We start from the raw sequence: 20,643 nt of genomic DNA, 5'->3' as shown, positions 1-20,643 counted from the left end.
GCGGTAGATATCAGCGGGCCGGGCGACGCTTGCGCGGGTCGTATCGGCGTTCCATCTCGGCAGCGACGGTCTTCTCCGGCCTCACTTTGCTGCCGGCGAACCAGACCTCGGTGACCTTGCCGGCCTTGTTGCGGGTGCGGCGCACGGGTTCGCCATGGCTGGCATAGCCGGCGGCCAGCGAAATCCGGCCGGTGTCGCGGCCGGCGACCTCGATTTCCGTCGCATCGAGGAATGGATTGAGGGCGTGCGGGTTGCCGGCAATGACGAGGTTGCCCATGGGAACGAGATCGACCGCCCCCCATGGGCTCCACCAGCGACCGGTCCAGTCGCGAACCCGCCGTTTCGGCGCGCCGCGGGTCGCGAAGGCGCGCATGATGTGCATGGCGCCCTCCAGCCAAAATCCGGCCCAGCCATCGGTGGCGTTGGTCAGGATGCTGATGCTGACCTCGTGGCCGGGGACGACGCAGGTCCGCGAGATGTAGCCCTGCAGCCCGCCGCTGTGACCGAAACAGTCCCAGCCGCCCAGATTGCCGCTCATGATTCCGAGCCCGTAGTAGTTCTCGATGCTCGAATGCGGATTGCGCCAGTGCCGGCGCGTCATCTCGCGGCGGCTGGCGGCGGAAAGCACGCTTCGCTTTGCGTTCGGCGCCAGCTGCGCGAAGAAGCGGGCGAGGTCCGCCGCCGTGCTGACGAAGCCGCCGGCCGGCGTGATCGCATTGAGCCTGTTCTCGCCGGGAATGATGAGACGGCCCACCGGGAGCCGGGGACTGTGGCCGCGCGCGAATGGCGGGCCTTTGGCGAGCGGCATGTCGGATTGGGTTTCGCGCAGGCCGGCGGCGGCGACGATCTCGCGTTCGATCCAGACCCGATACGGCTGTCCGGTGATCGCTTCGATCACAAGGCCGATCAATCCAAACCCGTGATTGGAATATTTGAAGCGGGTGTTCGGCTCGATCAGGGGCGGCGACTTCAGGTCGGCGATCAATTCCTCGGTGCTCAGGAACGGCCGGCTCTCGGAAAACTGGCCGCCGGCCATGCCATCGCGGACCAGGCCGGCACTATGGGAGAGAATTTGCGCGATGGTGGTTTCCGCGACCTCGCGGTGCAAGCCCTTCACATATTGCCCGACGGAATCGTCCAGCCGCAATTTGCGCTGCTCCCGGAGCTTCATGATTCCGGCGGCGGTGAAACTCTTGGAATGCGATGCGATCCGAAACCGGTGGCGTGGCGTGAGCTTTTCGCCGGTGGCGAGGTTGGCATGCCCGAATGCGAATTCGGCGACAACCTTGCCCCGATGCGCGATAGCGACGATGCAGCCGGGTTGCTGCGAGGTACGCATCTGGAATTCGATCCAGTCGCGGATGTAACCGATCGCGGGTTGCAGCCATGGGTCCACGTGCGCGATCTCCAGAATGTCGGATGGCTACGGCGATGGAAATATCTTCGGCGGGAATATTGCTGGATGCTATCCGACAAGACAAAGCCGGCGCAACCCGATCGGATTGCGCCGGCTGATAGAATGTCCCGTTGGCTCAGTAAGCCAGCCCCGTGCCGGGCGCCTGTTCGAGCGCCGCGGCCAGCGAGCGATATTCCTCGCTGCCGGTGCCGCTCAAGGCGGCGATCCGGTTCAGGTGATATTGCGCGGATTCGCGGTTGCCCTGTTCGACCTGCCACAGGCCATAATACTGCCAGGTCTTGACGTGGTTGGGGTCCGTCTTCAGCGCGCGCTCGTACCAGATCTGCGCGACCTTGTAGTCGCCGAGCTTGCGATAGGCGTAGCCGATCAAGTTGGCGACGGCGGCGTTGTCGTCGCGGCCGAGCGCCTTCAACTGCGGAATCGCGGCAGCATAGTCGCCGCGATCGTAGATCGAGGCGTAGGCGGCGCGATAACCCGTGGCGAAGGTAGTGTCCTCGATGCCGGGTTTGACTTCGCTGGACTTTTTCTTCTTGCCCTTGTCCGATGACGGAGGCGGCGACTCGTCGGGCGCGGCGTAAACCTTTGTGACGACGGGCGCCGTGACCAGCGCCATCGCGAATATGGCCAGCGTCAAAATCCTGGCTGCAAATTTGCTCATGTATCTCTCCCGATTTCCAATAGGCAGTTAGGCAATCCTATACCGACGCCTGTTGATTTGAACACCTGCCTCGCGGTTACATTCCCGCGGAGGCCGCCATAATTTCAGCGATCTTCCGAAAGTCCGTACGGACACGGCGAACATGACGAAGTTGTCATCGAGATGAACGAAGTCCGCGAGCGCGCTTCAGATTGGGTTCAGCGCGCGGCCATTAGGTTCAAAGCCATGATCGACGGGCCCGGCCATCCGACCGGCCATCTCGCGATTTCAGGAGGGGATACGACCATGCTGAAAACAATTTCCGCCGCGCTGCTTGCGGCTTCCGTGCTTGTGGTGGCGCCGGCGATGGCCCACGGCCCGGGGCGAACCGCGCATGCCCCGCAGATCGGGGTCCTGCACGTGAACCCGGGCGTGTTCGACGCCAATGCCAGGATGGGTCGCCACCATTATCGCCATCATCATCACCGGCATCATCACAAGCATTTCCGTCATCACCATCGCTTCCACAGTCATCACTGAAACTGATCCGCGGGGAGCGGCTTCATCCATATTGCCCCCGCCGCGCTTCGCGGAGTTCAGCTCCGGCCCGTACGCCATTGCTTCCCCAATGGCGGCGGGCCGGTACTTTTTTGCGGCGAGTGTTGACCTAGATGCGAATTCCATTTGGCGCGGGGAAGGGCTAGAACGGCTCGTCTGAGCCGGGGAATGACGGGTTGCATTTGGGGATATCAGCCAAGAACGTGGCGATCCTGCTGTTGCCGATCGCGCTCGCGGCCTGCGCGGGCGGCGACGATAGCAGGAGCATCACCTATACGGACGATCGCGGCGTCGCCAACCAGCCATACCCCGCCAACTACCGCGCCGAGATCCTGGCGTTCATGAAAACCTACCTCAACAACCCCGTCGGGGTGCGTGACGCGGTCATGGCGGAGCCGGTGCAACGCACCGTCGGCGGCCGGCTGCGCTATGTCAGCTGCCTGCGCTTTGCCGCGCGGGATTCCGGCGGCTCCTATCAGGAGGCGCGCGAACGCGCCGTACTCTTTGTCGATGGCCGGCTCGATCGCGTCATCGAGAATGCCGGCGAGCCCTGCGCCGGCGTGGTCTATGCGCCGTTCCCGGACCTGGGGAAGATGACGCGCTAGCGGCCCCCTCGGCCGGCCGCGAGCCGTCGGCCTTGCCGCTTTGCCGCCGGCATCGGTGAACTCATCCGATCACATTTTAGCGAGAATTTGAACCTGCCACTAACCTTGCGAGACGCAGCCTATAGCTGCGAGGCATGGCTTTTACGGCAAATAAACCGGAATGGCCCAGGAACAAAAACGCCTTGTTGCCGCGCCGTCACAGTTGGGAAACATCTTGGCTCCGACTTGCCGCGAAGCAACCTAATTGAGGCCACGTTGTTTGATTGATGTCGATGGCGACATTAACGGGGAACAGTCATGAAGAAGTTTTTGCTCGGCGCAGCCACTTTGATCGCCTTTGCCGCTCCCGCGGCGGCGGCTGACATGCCGCCGCGCCCCTATTCCAAGGCTCCGGCCTACACCGCCCCCGCGGTGGTCTACAACTGGACCGGCTTCTACATCGGCGGCCACGTCGGCGGCGCCTTTGCGGGCGACAACAGCCTGCAGAGCAGCGACGCGCGCTTTATGGGCGGCGTCCAGGGTGGCTTCGACTACCAGTTCTCCCAGAACTGGGTGGTTGGCGCCGAAGCCCAGTACAGCTGGCTCGGCGGCGGCAATACCAATAGTGGCGTGCTGTTCCCGGCCGGCACGCTGGTCACCGGCAGCGCTACCGACCAGCTTGGCTCGGTCACCGGCCGGCTCGGCTATACCTGGGGTCCGGCCCTGCTCTACGGCAAGGGTGGTTACGCCTGGCGCGACACCAACAATATCGGCGTGAGCATTGCCGGCGTGCCGCAACCCTTCGCCACCAGCGGCAACCGCAAGGACGGCTACACCGTCGGCGCCGGCCTGGAATACATGTTCGCGCCGAACTGGTCCGCCAAGGCCGAATACCAATATTACAACTTCGGCAACACCACCATCACTGCCGGCCCGGCCGACGTGGTCGGCGCCCGCTTTCGCGACGACGAGCACACCGTCAAGGTCGGCCTGAACTACCGCTTCGGCTGGGGCGGCCCAGTGGTCGCCAAATACTGAGGCTGGTATCCAGCGAAATGAGACAAGGCCGGCCTCGCGCCGGCCTTTTTGTTTAGAAATCTCGTCTAGAACCCGCGGCGGTGCAAGCGACGGCGCCTGCGCCGGCAGCTCGAAAATAAATATTGCCGGTGGCGGAACTTGACCGCGCAATAGGTTATTATGATTTCGTCGGTTGGTGGACAACGAACATGCGTGTTTTCCTGTTAGGACTTGTTTTTTCGGCTGTTTCCATGCCGTGCATTGCCCAGACCGTCCTGAAATCCGAACCCCTCGTGCTTGCGCCCTATGAGATCGCCTACGTGCAGGATCCCTCCTGCGCGACTGGCAAGGTGCTCAAGGTGACCGGCGCGATCAGGGGCCTGCACCGCAAGCGGGTTTGCGTGGCGCGGGCCGGCGATCAGGCCTCGCTGGCGACGGCGACGCCGTAGGATCAAATCCCCGAAGAAGCAGCTCTGCCTGTCATCAGGCGGCGCGCGCCGGTCCCGGCGTGGCCGATGATGGCATGCATTGCCCTGTCGGCCGGCCGTCGCGCCCCGGGGGCGGCAGGATTTTTGGCTTGGGCTGCGGCAGTGAGTGGGCCGGCCGGACCCGATTCGGGCTGGATCGGGCCATTTCAGGCGGGTGTCCCTGAGTCGTAAACGAGTCCTGAATCCCCTGAAAAATATCGTGCGAGACTCCCCGGGTAGAATCGCCGGATGTTTTGCGGGCCATGAAGATGACTTTGCAAACCTCCTGCGAACGCGTGCATGTCACGCTGACCGTTGCCCTGCTGGCGGCCTGTGCAGCCAACCTGGTGCTGGTATGCGCCTGGCTCTAGCCGGTTGACGCCGGCGCCAATCCCCTGAACATGCGAGACAATTGGCAAGAGGTGCCGCGCGGCTGCGCGCGGATGCCTCAAGGGTGGGGGAAGCCTGGGATGATCGAGACGCTCAAGGCGCGGGTTAATGCGGATGAAGCGCTGGTCCGGCGCGGCCGGTTTCTCACTACCACCTTCCTGATCGAGGTCGGCCTCACCGCCTGGCTGATACAGATTTTCGAGGGCAGGGTGGTGTCGGTCACGGCAGGCCCCTTCGTGATGCCGTCGTCGTCCTTTGCGCTGCGCGCGGCGGAAGAGGAGTGGCAAAAATTCTGGTTGAGCCGGCCGCCGCCCGGCTCCAACGACCTGATGGCGCTGATCAAGCGCCGCGTCCTGAAGGCCGAAGGCAACCTTCAGATCTTCATGGCCAATCTGCGCTACTTCAAGGAAGCGCTGGCGAAGCTGCGCCAGGCCGGAGCGGGCGCATGAGCGTGACATTCGAGCCGGTCATCGGCCGCTACATGCACCTCGATTTGTTCGGACGGCCGCACCGCATCTATGTCGAGGAGGCAGGCTCAGGCACGCCGCTGTTGTGCCTGCACACCGCCGGCTCCGATGGCCGGCAGTACCGCGCGCTGATGAACGACGCGCGGGTCACGGCCCGCCACCGCGTCATCGCCTTCGACATGCCCTGGCACGGCAAGTCGTCGCCGCCGCCGGGTTGGCACAACGAGGAATACCAGCTGACCTCGGCACAATACACCACCATGATCCTCGAGATCATGACGGCGCTCGAACTCGACCGCCCCATCGCGATCGGATGTTCGATCGGCGGCCGCATCGCGCTGCATCTGGCGCTCGAGTACCCCGAACGCTTCCGCGCCATCATCGGCCTGCAGGCCGGCGCCCATGTCGATCCCTATTACGACCTGAATTTCCTGCACCGGCCCGACGTTCACGGCGGCGAAGTCGGCGCTGCCATCGTCTCCGGCCTGGTCGGGCCCGACGCGCCCGATGCCGAGCGCTGGGAAACACTGTGGCATTACATGCAGGGCGGTCCCGGCGTCTTCAAGGGCGATCTCTATTTCTACAAGCTCGACGGCGACATCCGCGGCCGGGTCGCGCAGATCGACACGCGAAAGTGCCCGCTGTTCCTGCTGTCCGGCGAATACGATTACTCCTGCACGCCCGAGGAAACGCTGGCCGTTGCCAACAGCATTCCAGGCTGCGAGGTCACCATCATGAAGGGCCTCGGCCATTTCCCGATGAGCGAGAACCCGGCGGAGTTCTTGCCGCATCTGCTGCCGGTGCTGGAGAAGATCGGAAGCCGCTGATCGTTCGGTTCAATTGCCAATTCCAACGCAACCCCTGCCAAGCGCGACAAGCCGGGCTTCAAACATCGGCACGTCACAAAACGGAGCGAAACATGATTATCGACCATTTGAAGCTGCTCAAGCTTGCGAACCGCATCGTCAATGTCGGCGGCAGTTCGCCCGCCGAGGCGTCCATCGTTGCCGAGCATCTGGTCGAGGCAAACCTGCGCGGCCACGATAGCCATGGCGTCGGGATGCTGGTCGCCTATGTGCGTGACCTGGACAATGGTACGCTGAAGGTCAACCAGGCGCCCGAGATCGTGTCGGACACCGGCACCATCTCGGTCTGGGACGCCCATGCAGGCTACGGCCAGGTCGTCGCCCGGCAGGCGGTGGAATGGGCGATCGAGGCGGCGCGCAAGCACGGCGTTGCCGTGAACGGGTTGCGCAATGCGCATCATATCGGTCGCGTCGGGACCTATGGCGAGATTGCGGCCCGGGCGGGAATGGTGGCGCTGCACTTCGTCAACGTCGCGTCGGGAACGCCGGGGGTCGCGCCGTTCCGCGGAAAGGAAGGCAGGTTCCTGACCAATCCGGTCTGCATCGCCATCCCCGGTACTGACAGCAACGAGCCGATCCTGCTCGATTTCGCGACCAGCCGCGTGGCGCTGGGAAAGGTGAGGGTCGCGCACAATGCCGGCAAGCCGATGCTATCAGGCGCGTTGCTCGACCATGCCGGCAAGCCCACGACCAACCCCTCCGTCATGTATACCGAGCCACGCGGCGTGGTGTTGCCGTTCGGCGAGCACAAAGGGTCCGGCCTGGCGCTGGTGTGCGAATTGCTGGCCGGGGCCATCGTCGGTTCGGCAAGTGTATCCACGGCGACGCCGCCCGAGCGAGGCATCCTCAACGGCATGCTGAGCATCGTGATCGATCCGGCCAGGCTTTCCACGCGCGACAGCATGCTCGCCGAGATCGACGCCATGATTGCCTGGGTGAAATCGGCCGAACCTGCCGATCGGGATCTCCCGGTTCTGGTCGCCGGTGAGCCCGAGCGAATTGCCCGGGCCGAGCGCATGGCCAACGGCATCGAAATCGACGATGCGACCTGGGGCCAGTTGATGGCGATCGCGGAGCGCTATCAGATTCGTCTCGATAGCTGAGCGGTGGGCATAGCGTCGGTTACAAGAGCGATGCCGCTCGGGCGGCATCCGTGACGGGCCGCACATTCCTCCCGATGCCCACGCATTAGGCTTGCAGGCCTCGGACTCAAGGACCGCGGTCGGTGCATTGAACCAACCCATGGGTCCAGGACCAACAATTCAAATTGCGAGACTCCTGCGAAGATCATTTCATCCACTGTCCGATCAAGGGAATGGATCATGCGGATCAGGCATTTTTTTCTGGTCGCCGCCGTTTTGGTTACTTCTGCTTTTCAGGCGATGGCCGCCGGCAACAACAGCGATCTTCAGGATTGCAATCAGAGAACCGACTACGACCGTCAGATAGCGGGTTGCAGCCGGGCGCTTTCATGGATGAAACCGCCGAACGAGCGGGCCAGAATCCATACGCTGAGAGGTATGGCCCTCACGAACAAGGAACAATTCAACCGCGCGATCGAAGATTACGATCAGGCGATCCGCCTCGACCCGAACTACCTGTGGTCCTGGGTCAATCGTGCGGAGGCGTGGTACCGGAAGGGCGACACCGCACGCGCATTTGCCGATCTTGAAGAAGCCGCTCGTCTCGACCCCAACAATTCCCGGGTTTACAGCGTTCGCGCTTCGGTATGGTGGCAGCTCGGCGAATTGGACAAGGCCATCGCGGACTATGGCGAAGCCATTCGCCTGGAGCCGGCGTTTTCGGTATTCTACAACAACAGGGCGCTGGTCTGGCGAGACAAGGGCGATTACGACAGGGCGATCGCAGACTACGACGAGGCCATCCGGCGAGACCCCAACGACGTCAGGGCCTACGCCAATCGCGGCGAGATATGGCGGCTGAAGGGAGACCTCGACCGCGCACTCGCCGATCAGGACAAGCAGGTTCGCATCAGTCCGAGGAATGCGAACAGCTATCAGACGCGCGGAGACACATTTCGCTACAGGGGCGAGTTCGGACGTGCTTTGGCGGACTATGACAAGACCCTGGTTTTCGAACTGGACAGCATTCCCGCCTACACCGGGCGGGGATTGACCTTCGAGAAGATGGGCAACCCGAAGCGGGCGCGCGCCGAATTCGAGAAGGCGCTGGCGTCGCGAAGTCAGAACCGTTCCGACGTCAGCAAGTCCAGTCTTGAAACCGCCAAAGCCAGGCTGGCGGCGCTTGATTCAGGCGCGCTGCAACCCGTCATTCCCGCCGCACCGACCAAGGCCGCCTCTTCCAAGTCCGTTCCGACGCCGACCGCGCTGGTTCCCGCGGCCACGATGCAGCCAACCGATCGGCGAGGCCGCCGCGTCGCATTGGTGATCGGCAATTCGGCCTACAGAAGCGTGCCACCGCTTTCCAACCCGCACAACGATGCCGAAGCCATCGCAAAATCCCTTCGCAACATCGGGTTCGAAACCGTCACGCTTGCAAGCGACGTGACGCGCGAAAGGCTGATTGACGCGCTGCGAACCTTCGCCAATGAGGCCGAGAATTCCGATTGGGCGATGGTCTATTACGCCGGGCACGGCATCGAGGTGGGAGGCGTCAACTATCTCGTGCCGGTCGATGCCACGCTGGCCGTCGACCGCGACATCGAATACGAAGCCGTTCCGTTGTCACAGGTGCTGCGCGCCACCGACGCGGCGAAACGGATCAAGCTGGTCATGCTCGACGCGTGCCGCGACAATCCGTTCGCGCCGCGCCAGACGGTAAATCCGGAAGCTGTCGTCAGAACGTCCACCGCCGGCGCGCCGATCGCTTCGCGATCGACCAACGGGCGCGGCCTTGCGGAAGTCAAGGTAGCCGGCGCGACACTGGTCGTATTCGCCGCGAAGGACGGGCAGGTTGCGCTTGACGGCGAAGGCGGCAATTCGCCGTTTGCGGTGGCGGTGGTTCAACGAATCGCCACGCCGGGAGTCGAGATCAACAAGGTGTTCCGTCTCGTTCGCGATGACGTGATGGAAGCGACCGCCGGCCGGCAGGAGCCGTACACCTATGGTTCGTTGCCGGGCAAGGAGGATTTTTTCTTCGTTGCGAAGTAACGCGGCCGGAATCTTCGGCCAGGTCGGCGCGGCAATATTCCGGCGCTCGCTACCGTCAGACCTTGATGTCGACGATCGCCTCGCGCTCGGCCTGGTTCTTGGCCGCGAAGACGTCGAGCACGGCATCGGCGATGATCCGCTGCGGAGCCTTTGCGGCTTGCTCGGCGAGCAGCAGCACTCAGGCCTGTGTGACGGCGACGGGGACGGGATAGATCTGCATGGCGACCTCCGCCCCAAGGCTGTCACCGGCTTGTTTACGCTTTGTAAACGAAGGGGGTTAACGGGCGCGATGCAAAATCACGTCAATGCGATCGTTTAAAAACAGGTGCGCCGCCGGGTCATCCCGGCGGCGTCCTGCTCGTCTTGCGAACTCAACCTGGCTTAGCGACCGCCGCCGCCACCACCGCCTCCGCCGCCACCACCGCCGCCGGCATCCTGCATCGACTGGTTATAGCGCGGATCGAGGTTGTTCATGTAGCTCACGGTCGATCCGGGCTTGCGCACGGTCAGCGTCGCCACATACGCCATGTGATCGCCACACGCCTTTCGCGATACCACCTGATCGCAGATCATGGTTTCCGCGGACGCCGGCGCCGTCGCCATCGCGCCGAGTGCAGCGAGAGTGAGCAAGGCAGCCGCAGATAATCTTGATTGCATCGACATCTGATCTCTCCATTCCTTGTTTCGGCGAAACCGGAATGGCTCGCACGGAAGTTCGACGGTGCCAGATCGAAACCGGTTCGAGAGCGCGCCTGAAAAAATTCAGAGCCGGTCGTACACGTCGACGTGAACCGAACGTGAAGCGAGCGACGTGACGCCGTCAGATGCAAATCGTGCGTTGATGCGGGAGTCTCGTGGAAGCGTGACGTGCGGCACAGTCCCGCTGACACCTGCGCACTACGCTTCAATGATCATTCACGGGAGATCAAGATGCTGGCCCAGGTTCTCTTGGTCGCAAACCTGCCTGCAATCTTCTGCGTCGGCTGCGCCACCTTCCTTGCCTACAAGGAGCGCCCGCAATGGGTGTGGTTCGCCGGCCTGTCCGTGCTGGCCGGGTTCGGCGCGATTGCAGTGTTGCAGATGGTGCAGCTCTGGCGGTTGGCTGGGCACTGAGGGGGGACTGGTGCCGGTTGAGAGGATTGAACTCCCGACCTTCGGTTTACAAAACCGCTGCTCTACCGCTGAGCTAAACCGGCTAACGCATTGAGAGTGTTTCGGTATTCCGCGTGTTGGTTTCTGTCAACACGCCATTTGCTACCGCTTTGCTACCCAACGGTCTTGGTGCGCCTGTTTATTGCAAGCTGCAGCGCCGCGTCAACGCGCTCGGCCGCGTCGGCTTCCATGCCCGGCAGGACGTGTGAATAGAGATCGAGCGTGATGCCGATCTTGCTGTGTCCGAGGCGCTCGCTGGCGACCTTTGGATGGATGCCGTTGGCCAGCAGATGGGTGGCGTGAGCGTGCCTGAGATCGTGGAACCGGATCCGTGGCAATGCCGTGCCGGCAAGCTTGCGAAACCAGTCCTGCGTCAGGGTGTCGGGTTGCAGCGGCGTGCCGTCCGCTTGCGCCACGACGAACGTGCTATCAGACAGCCGCACGCCGACCTTTAGAAGCTCCTCCGCTTGGCGCAGGCGGTGCGCCCGCAGTTCCTCGACCAGGCTAGCTGACAGCGCCAGCGTTCGCCCCTTGCCGCTCTTTGGCGTCTTGTAGCGAACCTTTGAGCCTACCTGTTCGGCGCTTTCCAGAATGGCAAGCTGGCCGGAGACGAGATCGACATTCTTCCAGCGCAGGGCGGCTACCTCACCGCGGCGCATCCCGCACAGCACCGCAAGCAGGGTGGGGACGAACATCCGGGTAGGGCGCATGGCCTCGATCAACTCGGCTGTCTGATCGAGATCGTAAGTCTGCATAAGGCCGCGCGCCGCTTTCGGCGGGTCGACCGCGTCGACGGGGTTTCGGTTCAGTAATTCCCACTTCACGGCCTGGCCGATGGCCTGCTTGAGGACGCGATGCATATGGGTGACCGTCTGGGGCGATAGCCCGCCTTTTCCGTCCCTCCGACCTTCATTGAGCGCCTTCGAATAAGCGGCGGATATCAGTGCGGGTCGCAACTGCGTAAGCACAACGGCGCCGAGCAACGGAGTAATGTTCTTTTTTGCCAGCTCTCCGTATCGCGCGTGCGACTTAGGCGACACCTGCGACGTCATGTGCTCCAGCCAGCGATCGAGGAATTGGGCAACCGTGGTCTTGCTCGGCTCAAGATAAGTGCCGCCCTTCATTTCAGAGATCAGTCTGGCGCATTCCACCTGGGCCTGTCGCTTCGTGCCGGCGAAGCTGTGCCATTTGCGCTTGCGCTTGCCGGTGGCGGCGTCGCGCTGTTCGAGGATGATGGCCCAGCGGCCGGGTGAACGCTCGCGGATGCTGCCCTTCATTTCGGCTGTCCCCTCTTTTTGAATGCGCGAAGTCGCGTCACTAGGTCGGCGCCTAGATCTGCCCTAAGTTTGGGTGCGCGGGCTATCGCGGTGGTCGTAGTTGGCTCATCACTAGCGATCTCTGAGATCACGCCGTTTGCAAGTCCGACTCCCAGATTTTCCGCCACTGCACCTAAATCGAGGGTACCGGCCTTACCTGAAAGCAGTGTTGGCTTCGAGATTTTGCCTGTCGGCCGCAGCGCTTCGAAAATTCGGTTCGCGGCGCGCACAGCCTGATCGTAGGCATATGGATCGTCCCACCATTTCGTCGGCGCTGTAGCTCCCGATAGCGACGAATGAAGACACGCGTATTGACCGGCCACATTCATGGCTGTCGCAATTGCCAACAACCCAGGTACGTGGGTGAGGTCGTGTTGATCGGGGGCGGCCAGTGAATCCTGCAGACGGCGATTGACCTCTTTGTTGAAGGTAATGCCGCGGGCGTCCGCCTCCGCTTGGATCCTCGCCTTCACATCAGGCGTGGTTCGGAAATTCACCTGTTCCTGTTTCTGCTTTTTCGCGCTTTTCATGTACCGCCCTGCCTTCGTCAGCGTAAAGTGTTACCACATTTATTCGTGAATACTACCTAATTCTTGGTTGATGTTACCATCGGATGGGACGATATCGAGTGGTACCGTATTTATTCAAAAGAGGTACCACTCACGAGGATATCATGACCACCAAGGAAATTACCGAATTGCTGGAGCGGCCGACGATCACGCCGGACCAGTTGCTGAAGTCCCGGATCCTGCCGTTGAGTCGAAACGGCATCTATGACGCGATTTTACGGGGTGAGATTGACGTCATCACTATCGGCAGGAAAAAGGCTGTCATCACTGCGTCGCTTCGTAAGAAGCTCGGGATGGTCGGCTGATCGATGATCGTCTCAGATACGACGACGCCGGCCACCGCGTTATGCGGAAAACCGGCGTCAGAGATTGAGCAGCTTGGCGGCCGGCTCGATCTCACAGATAGCAAGATCACCCAGCGACTTCAAGTCGCACGGCTCGTTCGGAAGCACGCTATCAGCGCTTCTGTGGCCTCCGCGCTGATTCCGTTCGTTTTCGGCGATAGTGGTGCCGCATGAACGAGGACACAGCCCTTCAAATCGTTTCGCGCGCAATGGGTGCCGTCGTCGACGTCGTCGAGATTCGGGACCCTGCCGACGGCAGCAGCCAACTAGCAATCCGCTACGTCGCCGGTGATGCGCGGTGGATCTCGAGCCGGCGCTTCCAGGACCGTGAACAAGCCAACATCGCTGGAATAGCAATCGCAGACTTTTCGGGCGCGGAGTACCGGGCATGAATTTTCATCGCTCAACATACTCAGAAGGTGTCGACGTCGCGCTACGTACAATTATGAAGGCGGCGGCCGGGCTGGAGTCCAAGGTGTTCGCCCAGTGCTGCCGGGACGGCATGAAACACGCGTTGGCCGGCGGAATGGACAAAGCCGATACTGTTGATCGATTTCAGAATGCCGGTGAGGCGCTTGGTCTCGACCAAGGCTTTATCCAGGGTTGCCTTGCGACCGCCGTTCAGTCTGCAGAAAATCCAGAACTTGGAGTCGTAAAAAATACGAAGCCAAGCGCTGACGCGGCCGCCGACAATAAGCACAGCGCCGGCAGCCTCAACGTCATCAAAATGAGCGACGTCACACCGATCGCTATTGAATACCTGTGGCCCAATCGTTTGGCGCGCGGCAAGGCTCACGGCCTGGCAGGCGAAGGCGGTCAGGGCAAAAGCACCATATTGGCCGATCTCACTGCCCGCGCGACCACTGGCGATAGATGGCCGGATGGTGCCGCAGGTGCTGATGCTGGGGACGTGATTTGGCTTAGTTCCGAAGACGACGTTGCAGACACTCTCGCTCCGAGACTGATCGCGGCCGGCGCCAACATGTCACGGGTTTTTGTGATCCGATCGGTCAGCGATGAGCAGCAACGTCACCGTGGCTTCAGCCTCCAGGCGGACCTTCATCGACTCGAAGATCTGATAGCCGAGTTGCCGAATGTGATCATGGTCATCTTGGACCCGATCACCAGTTATCTCGGGACGGTGGACTCCCACAAGAACGCCGATGTCCGCGGAGTTCTGGATCCGCTCAATGACTTCGCGTCCCGGACCCGGGTTGCGGTGATCGCGAACAATCATTTTTCAAAGGGCAGTGGGACCGCCAACTCCCGCTTCATCGGTTCGGTCGCCTTCGTCAACGCTGCGCGGGCGGCATTCATCGTGACGTCGGACGAAGCCGATGAGACTCGAAAGCTCCTTATCCCGTCAAAGTCCAACATCGGCCCCTTGAGCACCGGTTTGGCGTATCGGATTGAGGGCTGTCTGATCGAGCATGAGGGCCGGTCGATCCCGACCAGCCGGATCATGTACGAGTCCGAGCCAGTCACCATCAGCGCCGACAAGGCATTGGCCGCCCTTCAGGGCGGGGAGTCCGCCCGGTCCGCCAAGGACGAGGCCAGCGACTTCCTCGAGGACCTGCTGGCCGTCGGCCCGGTTCCCGCCAAGGAGGTCCAGTCCGCGGCGAGGGAGGCCGGCATCAGCACCAAGAGCCTGAGGACCGCCAAGGACGCTCTTGGCATCAAGCCGGAGAAGTCCGGCATGAAGGGCGGCTGGGTCTGGTCGCTCCGAAGATGCCCCAACAGTGTCGAAGATGCCCCTTCCCGGGAAGGGGCATCTTCGGGCTCGGAGGGACACCTTCGGCTGGTCTCCAGTGACGACGGCGATGCCGGAGACGGCGTCTGATGGGCGCGGGTAGGGGGCCTAAATTCTTCGGCGCAGCGCCGCGAATCTAAAAGAAAAAGCTTCCGGCGATCCGGAAGGGGGGGGTTATCAAAGGCTGCCCGGGTAGGGAACTTCTACCACAATGGGTGACACCCAGACCCTGTACGCGCGCCCTGAATTTTCCCAGAAAATCAAATTGAGGACCAGAAGCAAATGGCAAAGAAAACGAAAGCAAAGCGCGGGCGACCTACCCGGAAAGCCGCGAGCACAGCAGCGCTTGCTGGGGTCAACGTGGCGGAAGTCGATCCGGTCAACGTGCTGCGCACGATTGCGGGCGACGACAGCGCGCCTGCATCAGCGCGAGTGGCGGCGGCCAAGGCGCTGATCGTTAGCAACCGCCAAGCGCAACCAGAACAGATTGAAATGTTCGACGCGGGAGACGCAGTTTCGCGACGCGCTTTACGGATTTTGCAAGGAGGTAAGAATGACTGAGCTCGACCAGATTCCGATCGTCGCCCGCCATCGCGGCGTCGGCATTCATGACATGCAGTCGGCGGAGCGAATTGAAGTAGTAAAGCGTGCGATTGATAATGTTTACGATGAACACGATTGGGATCGCCTGATTGCCATTGCCGGCGATGTAACTTGGCCGCCGGAAGCCCGTCTTTTCGCGTCCGCAAAGCTTGAAGCGGTTTTCCAAATCGCAACCGACGAACGTAGGGTGCGGCCGCCGGAGATCGATCTTGCCCGCATCCACGCCAGCGTGCCGGCTTTGGATTCACAAAGATGGCGAGATCCTTGGGTATTCGGCTCGCTACTTGATCCTGGGCGAGGACCGGGCCAGCCAGGCGCCGTCAAGCGCGAAGTACCGCTGGTCTGACCATGCCCCACGTCCTTAGCAAACTGGACCCAGACGACCGCGCCCGGCTCGAGGCCGCGGTCGCGAGGGTGCGTGCGGCCGAAGCGGCGATGCAAGCGGCGTTCGGTCATGGGCATATTTTCATGATGGCGCTCGATGGCGCGGCGCGCCAGAAGTTGCTTCGCGATCGGAGGCGGGCAGGCGTCGATCGCGTTGCTGCGCCTGAGATCAACAATCAGATCATCGATCGGCTCATCGACGACAAGCGGATTTCCGAGCAAGCGAGCGCGGATCCGAAGAAGGTAGACGCTGCCATTTCGATATTGCTGGATGACTACGCCGCGGGACGTGTGGCTGCCGTGCCAGACGCGGCGGTTTCGCCCTGGCGCGGCGAAGGGCGAGGCCCGCGTCGACACGCCGGCCGGCAGATATCTTAAGTTCACCGTAACGCGTTACTCGCGCTGGCATGATTCGGCGGATTAGCTTTCGGTCATTGTCGCAACAAGGAACACCGCCGCCATGTTCGCCCGAAAGCCTGACAACGAAGAGCGCCCGCCGATCTCCGCAGAGATCGTCCATGATCTTGCCGTCGCCGTCGGAAAGGGTCCGCAGCTGCAGATGGCGGAAACGAGCCTGACAGGCTTGCGATCCCGGCGCGACGTTCTGCGGGCCGAGCAGCAGGCTGCGATCAATGACGGTCAGCGCGCCGGCCGCGACACGAAGCAGACCCGGGACCGGATTGCCGCGCTGGACATCGACATCAAGGCGATCGAAAAAACGATCAACATCGAACGCCCGCGCGTTTCCGAGCTGCGCCGCGCGCGCGCCGATCGGGTCGACGACGCGCTGCGATCCGCGCAAAAGCAATGCGCGGCGCGAATTGTCGCTGCGTATGAGGAAATCACCGAGGCGACTGATCTTCTAATTGCGTGCATCGAGGAAATTCGGCGGGCCGGCAATCCCGACATGCCGCGGCTCGGCCACGTTGCTGGCGTCGCCCTCGTCGACCACGCGAAAGCACTACTGAAATGAGCATTCGTCGCGGGCACTGGCGAATTTGTCCTTCGCGCATAGGGCCCAGCAACGATTGCGGCCGGCGCCTAGAAGCCGGTGCCGGCCGCATCGCCCATTTACGTTCGGGGCGCGCATCATGAAGCCAACGCCAAATCGAGATCGAGCGATCGCAATAATGGCGCGATATCTCCCGAAGGTGCATCGGCGCGACGGCGACACGTTGCGTCTGACCCTGCAGGGCCGGGTAGGGCCGCGGCCTGGCGAAAAAAAGGGAATATCGTCCATCGCTGTCGAGGCCGCGTTGTTGGCCCATCGCCGCGCGCCCCACGTCGAGGTGCGAATCACCAGCCCTGGCGGCAACGTCTATGACGCGGAGAAAGTCGTTGCGGCGCTTGATCGTCACCCTGGGTATATTACGACCATTGCCGATGGCGAATGTTGCTCGGCGGCCACACTGATTCTGATGGCGGGCGATTTTCGGCAGGCGACCCATGGAACGAAGCTGCTCTTCCATGCCGTCGAAATCCCCCCGGAAAAAGGCGGGCGTTGGACGCGTGAGAAGCACCTTACCATCGCCGCGCTGCTTCAGCGGGAAGATCAAAAACTAGTCGATCTATATGCGGCGCGAACTGGCCGGAGCGCCGAGATGTTCGCCAAGGAAATTCGAAATGAGCGCTTGATGTCGCTGAATCGGGCAGCGGATCTGGGCGTGATTGACTGCTTAGAAGGTGAAGAAATTTGGCGCAATGGCCGGCCTTTCGCATGGCACGGCTACCCGGCATCGAGTCCGCCAGCTCTGCTTGCACTTCGTTGGGATGAATTCAGCAAGGCGCGCCAAGCCTTCATTGCGGGCGCGTCGAACGGGCAGCAGCGCGGGCGGGTGTTTGGTCACCTCGCATTTACCCGCGCCGGCGGCTTCGATGGACCGAGATCGATGGACGAAGGGGCCGGGCAATGAACGGCGACGGCGCAACTGAAATGCGCAACCGATCTATACTTTTTTCACCCGCAATTAAGGAGCGAGTCTGATGCCCTTTCCGGTCACCATCAACGGCAACACCTATGCCGAAGCCGATTTCTCGCCCTACGGCTACGTCACTGCATTTCCGGCGATCATCGATGATATCGCCACGGTGGCTGCAGCCATCGAAGCCGCGGCCTCCGGCATTGTCGTAGGCTCGCTGACTGTCACCGGAACGTCGGCCAGCCTGATCGCCGCTGGGCGCCAGGGCGCCACCGACCCGGTGCTGCAGGTCGATGCTTCGACAGCCTCGGTTGTCACCGGCTTGAAGATCAAGGGTGCGGCGGCCGCCGGAGGCCTGGCGTTGTCGGTTATTTCCTCCGGCACCAACGAAAATCTCACCATCGATGCAAAAGGCTCCGGCACGATCCGGCTTGGCGCGACATCGACGGGGGCGGTCGAATTCAGCCGCAACGCCGTTCCGACCGCCAGCGACGGCGCGGCTCTCGGCACTTCCGCGCTGATGTGGTCCGACCTCTTCCTTGCCTCAGGTTCGGTCATCAACTGGAATAACGGCGACGTGACGCTCACACACTCGGCTGACGCGCTTACGTTAGCGGGCGGTGATCTGACCCTCAATGCGAATTTGTCTATCGGAACTTCATCTTCTCACACCACGACTTTCGTTGGCAAAAACATCACAGCTAACAATGATTTCATCATCAACAGCACGGCCCTGTATGTGGAAACTAGCACCCCGCGCGTTGCCATCGGAACCAACGTCCTCACGGAAAAGCTGCACATCAATGCCGCTACCGGAAGCTGCTATCTGCATGTGACTTCAGCCGGTGCCGGCGGCGCCACCGCGACTGACGGCCTGCTTGTCGGCGTCAATTCTGCCAACGATGCCATTTTCCAATTTCAGGACACCGGCGATATGATCTTCTATCAGGAGGGCACTATTGCCATGCGAATTTTTCCGACGACGTTGGAAGTGCGCGCACAGTCCATTTACGACATTACGACCGCTACCGCCGCAAACGTGAATGTTGATTCCGCTGGCGATCTGAACCGCTCGACCTCATCCATCCTCTACAAAGACAATATCAAGCCTATCGACATTTTCGAGGCTGCCGAGAACGTCCTCAAATATAAACCGATCACCTATACCTCCAAGTGCTCCAGCGATGACCCGACGCAGCGACATCTTGGGTTCATTGCCGAACAGGGGGCCAAGGTCAATCCACTGTTGGCATCGTATCGCGATGAGTTGGACGAGTTCGGAAACCCGACCGGCGAGAAGCATCCTGACGGATGGCAGTATGAGCGCATGACCGTTGAGATGGTCGCGTTCGAACAGGTCGTCTATCAAAAATTGAAAAAGGCGGGGATCTGGTAATGAAAAAGGATGCTAACGAACAGAAAACAGTTCCGGTCGATTGGTCTCGGTTGATCGCATCAGGCCTGACGTTGCAGAACGCGAAGATCAGCAGGATCGGTGGGACCGTGAATGTTGACGGCCATGACATGGACGGGATGGTGCAGAACGTCACGTTTTCCGGCGGCGAGCCGGGCGAGATATCAAAGTTCCTCGCAACGGTTGATGTTGTCGCGGACTGCGATGGCGAAACTTTGATCCGAAAGTTCAAGCACGACTTGACTGTAGTTGTGCGTGACAATCCTGACGATCCTGACGACGACGGGGACGCCTGATCAGATACTGCCTCGGCTTCGGATCTCTATGCGTGGAGCGAAAACGCTACGAACTTCGATGCCGCCTGGCGCCGGCTCCAATCGGTGGTCGTCTAAAAGGGACAATCCGGCGCATTCGACCACCAGCCCCGACCGGACGCTCCAACGCCGGTCACGCACCTGCCGCCGGATTTCATTATCAGCGAGAGCCCGTACACCGTCCCCTTGTCGGAGGCGTAGCTATATTGCTTCGATGTGCCCGGCGCTGGATCTGGATCTTCGGGAATGGCCTTGAGGTATCCTGTATCGACCAGATGCGGCTTAAGAGCCGAGAGCGGATTTCCTGTGAACGGTGCAGGGTAAGAGCCGCGGGCGCTGCGATACTTTTCTAGCGCTGCCTTGACCGTCTTGGCGTGCTCGACACGGACCAGATCCGGACCGGAGGGCCGCACAGCTGAGCTGGAAGGTGGCTCGGGGTCGATCTTGTCGAGGATCCAGAGCGTTCCGAAAAAGGAAGCAGTCAGGATCGCGATGGCGCCGAGCGAGAGCAAAATCTTTCGCATGAAACTAGCCCGTGGTGCCGCACTTTGCTGACGCGGACTGAGGTGAGACCTGCTGCCTCATTCGGTTGAGGCTGTACCTTTACCATCACAACCCCACCGCGAACAAGCGAAGGAGCCCATCACTCAGCGACTTTTTGGCGAGGGATTTGCCATGCCCTCTAGCCGTGGAGAATGCTGCTACGCCGCGGCAGCTTTGCCACGGTGAGTGTTTCTCACAGTTGCTGGCCAGCAGCTTGCACCGTTATCCGATAGCTTAACGATCGCTTTTGATTACCTACTTCCACATCAATCTGAACCGTGTCCGCCCCTGAAAATTCTTTGTTCGGGGCGTATAACAGTGCGGTACTAGGAATCTTCCTCGCCGGGCATTTGCTAGACGCAGGAACGTTTGTCACCGTTATCTGCATCTGAATGACGCCGTTGGCCGGCGCGCCGCTGACGACGGGCACGGCAACCGGGCCCGGGTTTGTGCTGCAGTCAGGCCGCGCATTTAGGAAATTGACCAGCACAACCGGAACGCCGACCTTCGTTCTCAATTCTTTGGGGCTCTGGGCCCACGCCGTCGCTCCGGAAGCCATATAGATCAACGCGACGATTTGAACGATCTTGCAATGCATCATCTTCCGTTTGCCTTCAGCCCCAGCCCCACAGTGCAGCGGCGTGCTGGACGGCGGTTGGTGGCATCACGACGTAACAAATGGTGAGAAGCGCGAGCACAAATGCCGCCCATACCCAACGCGGTGAATTTGACTTCATGACTGATGATCCCCCGACCAGGCCAGCATCAAAGCGCAACCGAAGGGCGACGGCAAGGGCATTC

At 61.4% G+C, this 20,643-nt stretch carries 28 protein-coding genes and 1 tRNA gene; 19 read left to right on the top strand and 10 right to left on the bottom strand.

The features are described from left to right. Window positions 1-10: 10 nt before the first annotated feature. Both Q7T45_RS14010 and Q7T45_RS14005 read right to left on the bottom strand, forming a co-directional pair. Window positions 11-1,396, bottom strand: coding sequence for a serine hydrolase (locus tag Q7T45_RS14010; RefSeq protein ID WP_304871546.1), 1,386 nt, complete (start codon window positions 1,394-1,396; stop codon window positions 11-13). A 136-nt stretch (window positions 1,397-1,532) separates the two neighbouring features. Further along, window positions 1,533-2,075 (bottom strand): lipopolysaccharide assembly protein LapB, encoded by a 543-nt coding sequence (locus Q7T45_RS14005; RefSeq protein ID WP_304871545.1) that lies wholly within the window; start codon window positions 2,073-2,075, stop codon window positions 1,533-1,535. A gap of 162 nt (window positions 2,076-2,237) precedes the next feature. Here Q7T45_RS14005 and Q7T45_RS14000 point away from each other — a divergent pair, with 162 nt between their 5' ends. From Q7T45_RS14000 to Q7T45_RS13965, 8 genes are all read left to right on the top strand, one after another. After that, entirely contained in the window at window positions 2,238-2,594 is a 357-nt protein-coding gene (locus Q7T45_RS14000; RefSeq protein WP_304871544.1) for a His-rich protein BRANT, read from the top strand. A 200-nt stretch (window positions 2,595-2,794) separates the two neighbouring features. Then, complete coding sequence (locus Q7T45_RS13995; RefSeq protein ID WP_304871632.1) at window positions 2,795-3,217, top strand: hypothetical protein; 423 nt, start codon at window positions 2,795-2,797, stop codon at window positions 3,215-3,217. 297 nt (window positions 3,218-3,514) lie between these two features. Then, window positions 3,515-4,234, top strand: coding sequence for an outer membrane protein (locus Q7T45_RS13990; RefSeq protein WP_304871543.1), 720 nt, complete (start codon window positions 3,515-3,517; stop codon window positions 4,232-4,234). 188 nt (window positions 4,235-4,422) lie between these two features. Continuing rightward, window positions 4,423-4,662, top strand: a complete 240-nt coding sequence (locus Q7T45_RS13985) for a hypothetical protein (RefSeq protein WP_370691273.1) — start codon at window positions 4,423-4,425, stop codon at window positions 4,660-4,662. 488 nt (window positions 4,663-5,150) lie between these two features. Next, window positions 5,151-5,519 (top strand): hypothetical protein, encoded by a 369-nt coding sequence (locus tag Q7T45_RS13980; protein WP_304871542.1) that lies wholly within the window; start codon window positions 5,151-5,153, stop codon window positions 5,517-5,519. Continuing rightward, window positions 5,516-6,364 (top strand): alpha/beta fold hydrolase, encoded by an 849-nt coding sequence (locus tag Q7T45_RS13975; RefSeq protein WP_304871541.1) that lies wholly within the window; start codon window positions 5,516-5,518, stop codon window positions 6,362-6,364. The genes Q7T45_RS13980 and Q7T45_RS13975 overlap by 4 nt, the downstream gene beginning before the upstream one ends. A gap of 92 nt (window positions 6,365-6,456) precedes the next feature. Beyond that, the gene (locus Q7T45_RS13970; RefSeq protein WP_304871540.1) at window positions 6,457-7,506 is read left to right on the top strand and encodes a malate/lactate/ureidoglycolate dehydrogenase; all 1,050 of its coding nucleotides are present in this window, start codon (window positions 6,457-6,459) and stop codon (window positions 7,504-7,506) included. A 219-nt stretch (window positions 7,507-7,725) separates the two neighbouring features. Continuing rightward, a complete protein-coding gene (locus Q7T45_RS13965; RefSeq protein WP_370691272.1) occupies window positions 7,726-9,534 on the top strand; it encodes a tetratricopeptide repeat protein in 1,809 nt (602 codons plus the stop codon). Between the two features lie 55 nt (window positions 9,535-9,589). On the opposite strand, the gene Q7T45_RS13960 is transcribed toward Q7T45_RS13965, so the two are convergent. After that, window positions 9,590-9,712, bottom strand: a complete 123-nt coding sequence (locus tag Q7T45_RS13960) for a hypothetical protein (protein ID WP_304871538.1) — start codon at window positions 9,710-9,712, stop codon at window positions 9,590-9,592. A 203-nt stretch (window positions 9,713-9,915) separates the two neighbouring features. Further along, window positions 9,916-10,197: a hypothetical protein gene (locus Q7T45_RS13955; RefSeq protein WP_304871537.1), complete on the bottom strand. Its 282-nt coding sequence runs from the start codon at window positions 10,195-10,197 to the stop codon at window positions 9,916-9,918. Window positions 10,198-10,464: 267 nt separating this feature from the next. On the opposite strand from Q7T45_RS13955, the gene Q7T45_RS13950 reads away from it, so the two are divergent. After that, window positions 10,465-10,647, top strand: a complete 183-nt coding sequence (locus Q7T45_RS13950) for a hypothetical protein (protein WP_304871536.1) — start codon at window positions 10,465-10,467, stop codon at window positions 10,645-10,647. An 8-nt stretch (window positions 10,648-10,655) separates the two neighbouring features. On the opposite strand, the gene Q7T45_RS13945 is transcribed toward Q7T45_RS13950, so the two are convergent. The 3 genes from Q7T45_RS13945 to Q7T45_RS13935 all read right to left on the bottom strand — a co-directional run bounded on the left by Q7T45_RS13945 (window position 10,656) and on the right by Q7T45_RS13935 (window position 12,532). Continuing rightward, window positions 10,656-10,730 (bottom strand) — tRNA-Thr (locus Q7T45_RS13945). A gap of 69 nt (window positions 10,731-10,799) precedes the next feature. Beyond that, complete coding sequence (locus Q7T45_RS13940) at window positions 10,800-11,963, bottom strand: tyrosine-type recombinase/integrase (protein WP_304871535.1); 1,164 nt, start codon at window positions 11,961-11,963, stop codon at window positions 10,800-10,802. Beyond that, a complete protein-coding gene (locus Q7T45_RS13935; protein ID WP_304871534.1) occupies window positions 11,960-12,532 on the bottom strand; it encodes a hypothetical protein in 573 nt (190 codons plus the stop codon). The genes Q7T45_RS13940 and Q7T45_RS13935 overlap by 4 nt, the downstream gene beginning before the upstream one ends. A gap of 143 nt (window positions 12,533-12,675) precedes the next feature. Between Q7T45_RS13935 and Q7T45_RS13930 the strand changes: the two genes are divergently transcribed. The 10 genes from Q7T45_RS13930 to Q7T45_RS13885 all read left to right on the top strand — a co-directional run bounded on the left by Q7T45_RS13930 (window position 12,676) and on the right by Q7T45_RS13885 (window position 19,281). Further along, complete coding sequence (locus Q7T45_RS13930) at window positions 12,676-12,876, top strand: hypothetical protein (protein WP_304871533.1); 201 nt, start codon at window positions 12,676-12,678, stop codon at window positions 12,874-12,876. Window positions 12,877-13,085: 209 nt separating this feature from the next. Then, window positions 13,086-13,307 (top strand): hypothetical protein, encoded by a 222-nt coding sequence (locus Q7T45_RS13925; RefSeq protein ID WP_304871532.1) that lies wholly within the window; start codon window positions 13,086-13,088, stop codon window positions 13,305-13,307. Continuing rightward, window positions 13,304-14,755 (top strand): AAA family ATPase, encoded by a 1,452-nt coding sequence (locus tag Q7T45_RS13920; protein WP_304871531.1) that lies wholly within the window; start codon window positions 13,304-13,306, stop codon window positions 14,753-14,755. Before Q7T45_RS13925 ends, Q7T45_RS13920 begins: the two co-directional genes overlap by 4 nt. Window positions 14,756-14,947: 192 nt before the next feature. Then, complete coding sequence (locus tag Q7T45_RS13915; RefSeq protein ID WP_304871530.1) at window positions 14,948-15,226, top strand: hypothetical protein; 279 nt, start codon at window positions 14,948-14,950, stop codon at window positions 15,224-15,226. Then, window positions 15,219-15,614: a hypothetical protein gene (locus Q7T45_RS13910; protein ID WP_304871529.1), complete on the top strand. Its 396-nt coding sequence runs from the start codon at window positions 15,219-15,221 to the stop codon at window positions 15,612-15,614. The genes Q7T45_RS13915 and Q7T45_RS13910 overlap by 8 nt, the downstream gene beginning before the upstream one ends. Before the next feature lie 2 nt (window positions 15,615-15,616). Further along, window positions 15,617-16,030 (top strand): hypothetical protein, encoded by a 414-nt coding sequence (locus Q7T45_RS13905; RefSeq protein ID WP_304871528.1) that lies wholly within the window; start codon window positions 15,617-15,619, stop codon window positions 16,028-16,030. An 82-nt stretch (window positions 16,031-16,112) separates the two neighbouring features. After that, on the top strand, window positions 16,113-16,625 hold the full coding sequence (locus Q7T45_RS13900; RefSeq protein WP_304871527.1) for a hypothetical protein: 513 nt from the start codon (window positions 16,113-16,115) through the stop codon (window positions 16,623-16,625). Between the two features lie 157 nt (window positions 16,626-16,782). After that, on the top strand, window positions 16,783-17,565 hold the full coding sequence (locus Q7T45_RS13895) for an ATP-dependent Clp protease proteolytic subunit (protein WP_304871526.1): 783 nt from the start codon (window positions 16,783-16,785) through the stop codon (window positions 17,563-17,565). Window positions 17,566-17,635: 70 nt separating this feature from the next. Beyond that, on the top strand, window positions 17,636-18,967 hold the full coding sequence (locus Q7T45_RS13890; protein WP_304871525.1) for a tail fiber domain-containing protein: 1,332 nt from the start codon (window positions 17,636-17,638) through the stop codon (window positions 18,965-18,967). Next, window positions 18,967-19,281 carry a hypothetical protein gene (locus Q7T45_RS13885; protein WP_304871524.1) on the top strand — a complete coding sequence of 105 codons (315 nt, stop codon included), beginning with the start codon at window positions 18,967-18,969 and terminating at the stop codon, window positions 19,279-19,281. The genes Q7T45_RS13890 and Q7T45_RS13885 overlap by 1 nt, the downstream gene beginning before the upstream one ends. A gap of 92 nt (window positions 19,282-19,373) precedes the next feature. Here Q7T45_RS13885 and Q7T45_RS13880 read toward each other — a convergent pair whose 3' ends face one another. The 3 genes from Q7T45_RS13880 to Q7T45_RS13870 all read right to left on the bottom strand — a co-directional run. Next, window positions 19,374-19,823: a hypothetical protein gene (locus Q7T45_RS13880; RefSeq protein ID WP_304871523.1), complete on the bottom strand. Its 450-nt coding sequence runs from the start codon at window positions 19,821-19,823 to the stop codon at window positions 19,374-19,376. A gap of 212 nt (window positions 19,824-20,035) precedes the next feature. Continuing rightward, window positions 20,036-20,443 carry a hypothetical protein gene (locus Q7T45_RS13875; RefSeq protein ID WP_304871522.1) on the bottom strand — a complete coding sequence of 136 codons (408 nt, stop codon included), beginning with the start codon at window positions 20,441-20,443 and terminating at the stop codon, window positions 20,036-20,038. Window positions 20,444-20,456: 13 nt separating this feature from the next. Continuing rightward, a partial coding sequence (locus Q7T45_RS13870; protein WP_304871521.1) for a hypothetical protein occupies window positions 20,457-20,643 on the bottom strand: 187 nt, incomplete at its 5' end.

Source organism: Bradyrhizobium sp., assembly GCF_030646015.1.
Taxonomy (GTDB): Bacteria; Pseudomonadota; Alphaproteobacteria; order Rhizobiales; family Xanthobacteraceae; genus Bradyrhizobium.
The sequence above is the reverse complement of the archived record's forward strand: the minus strand, read 5'-3'. Positions and strand labels throughout refer to the sequence as shown.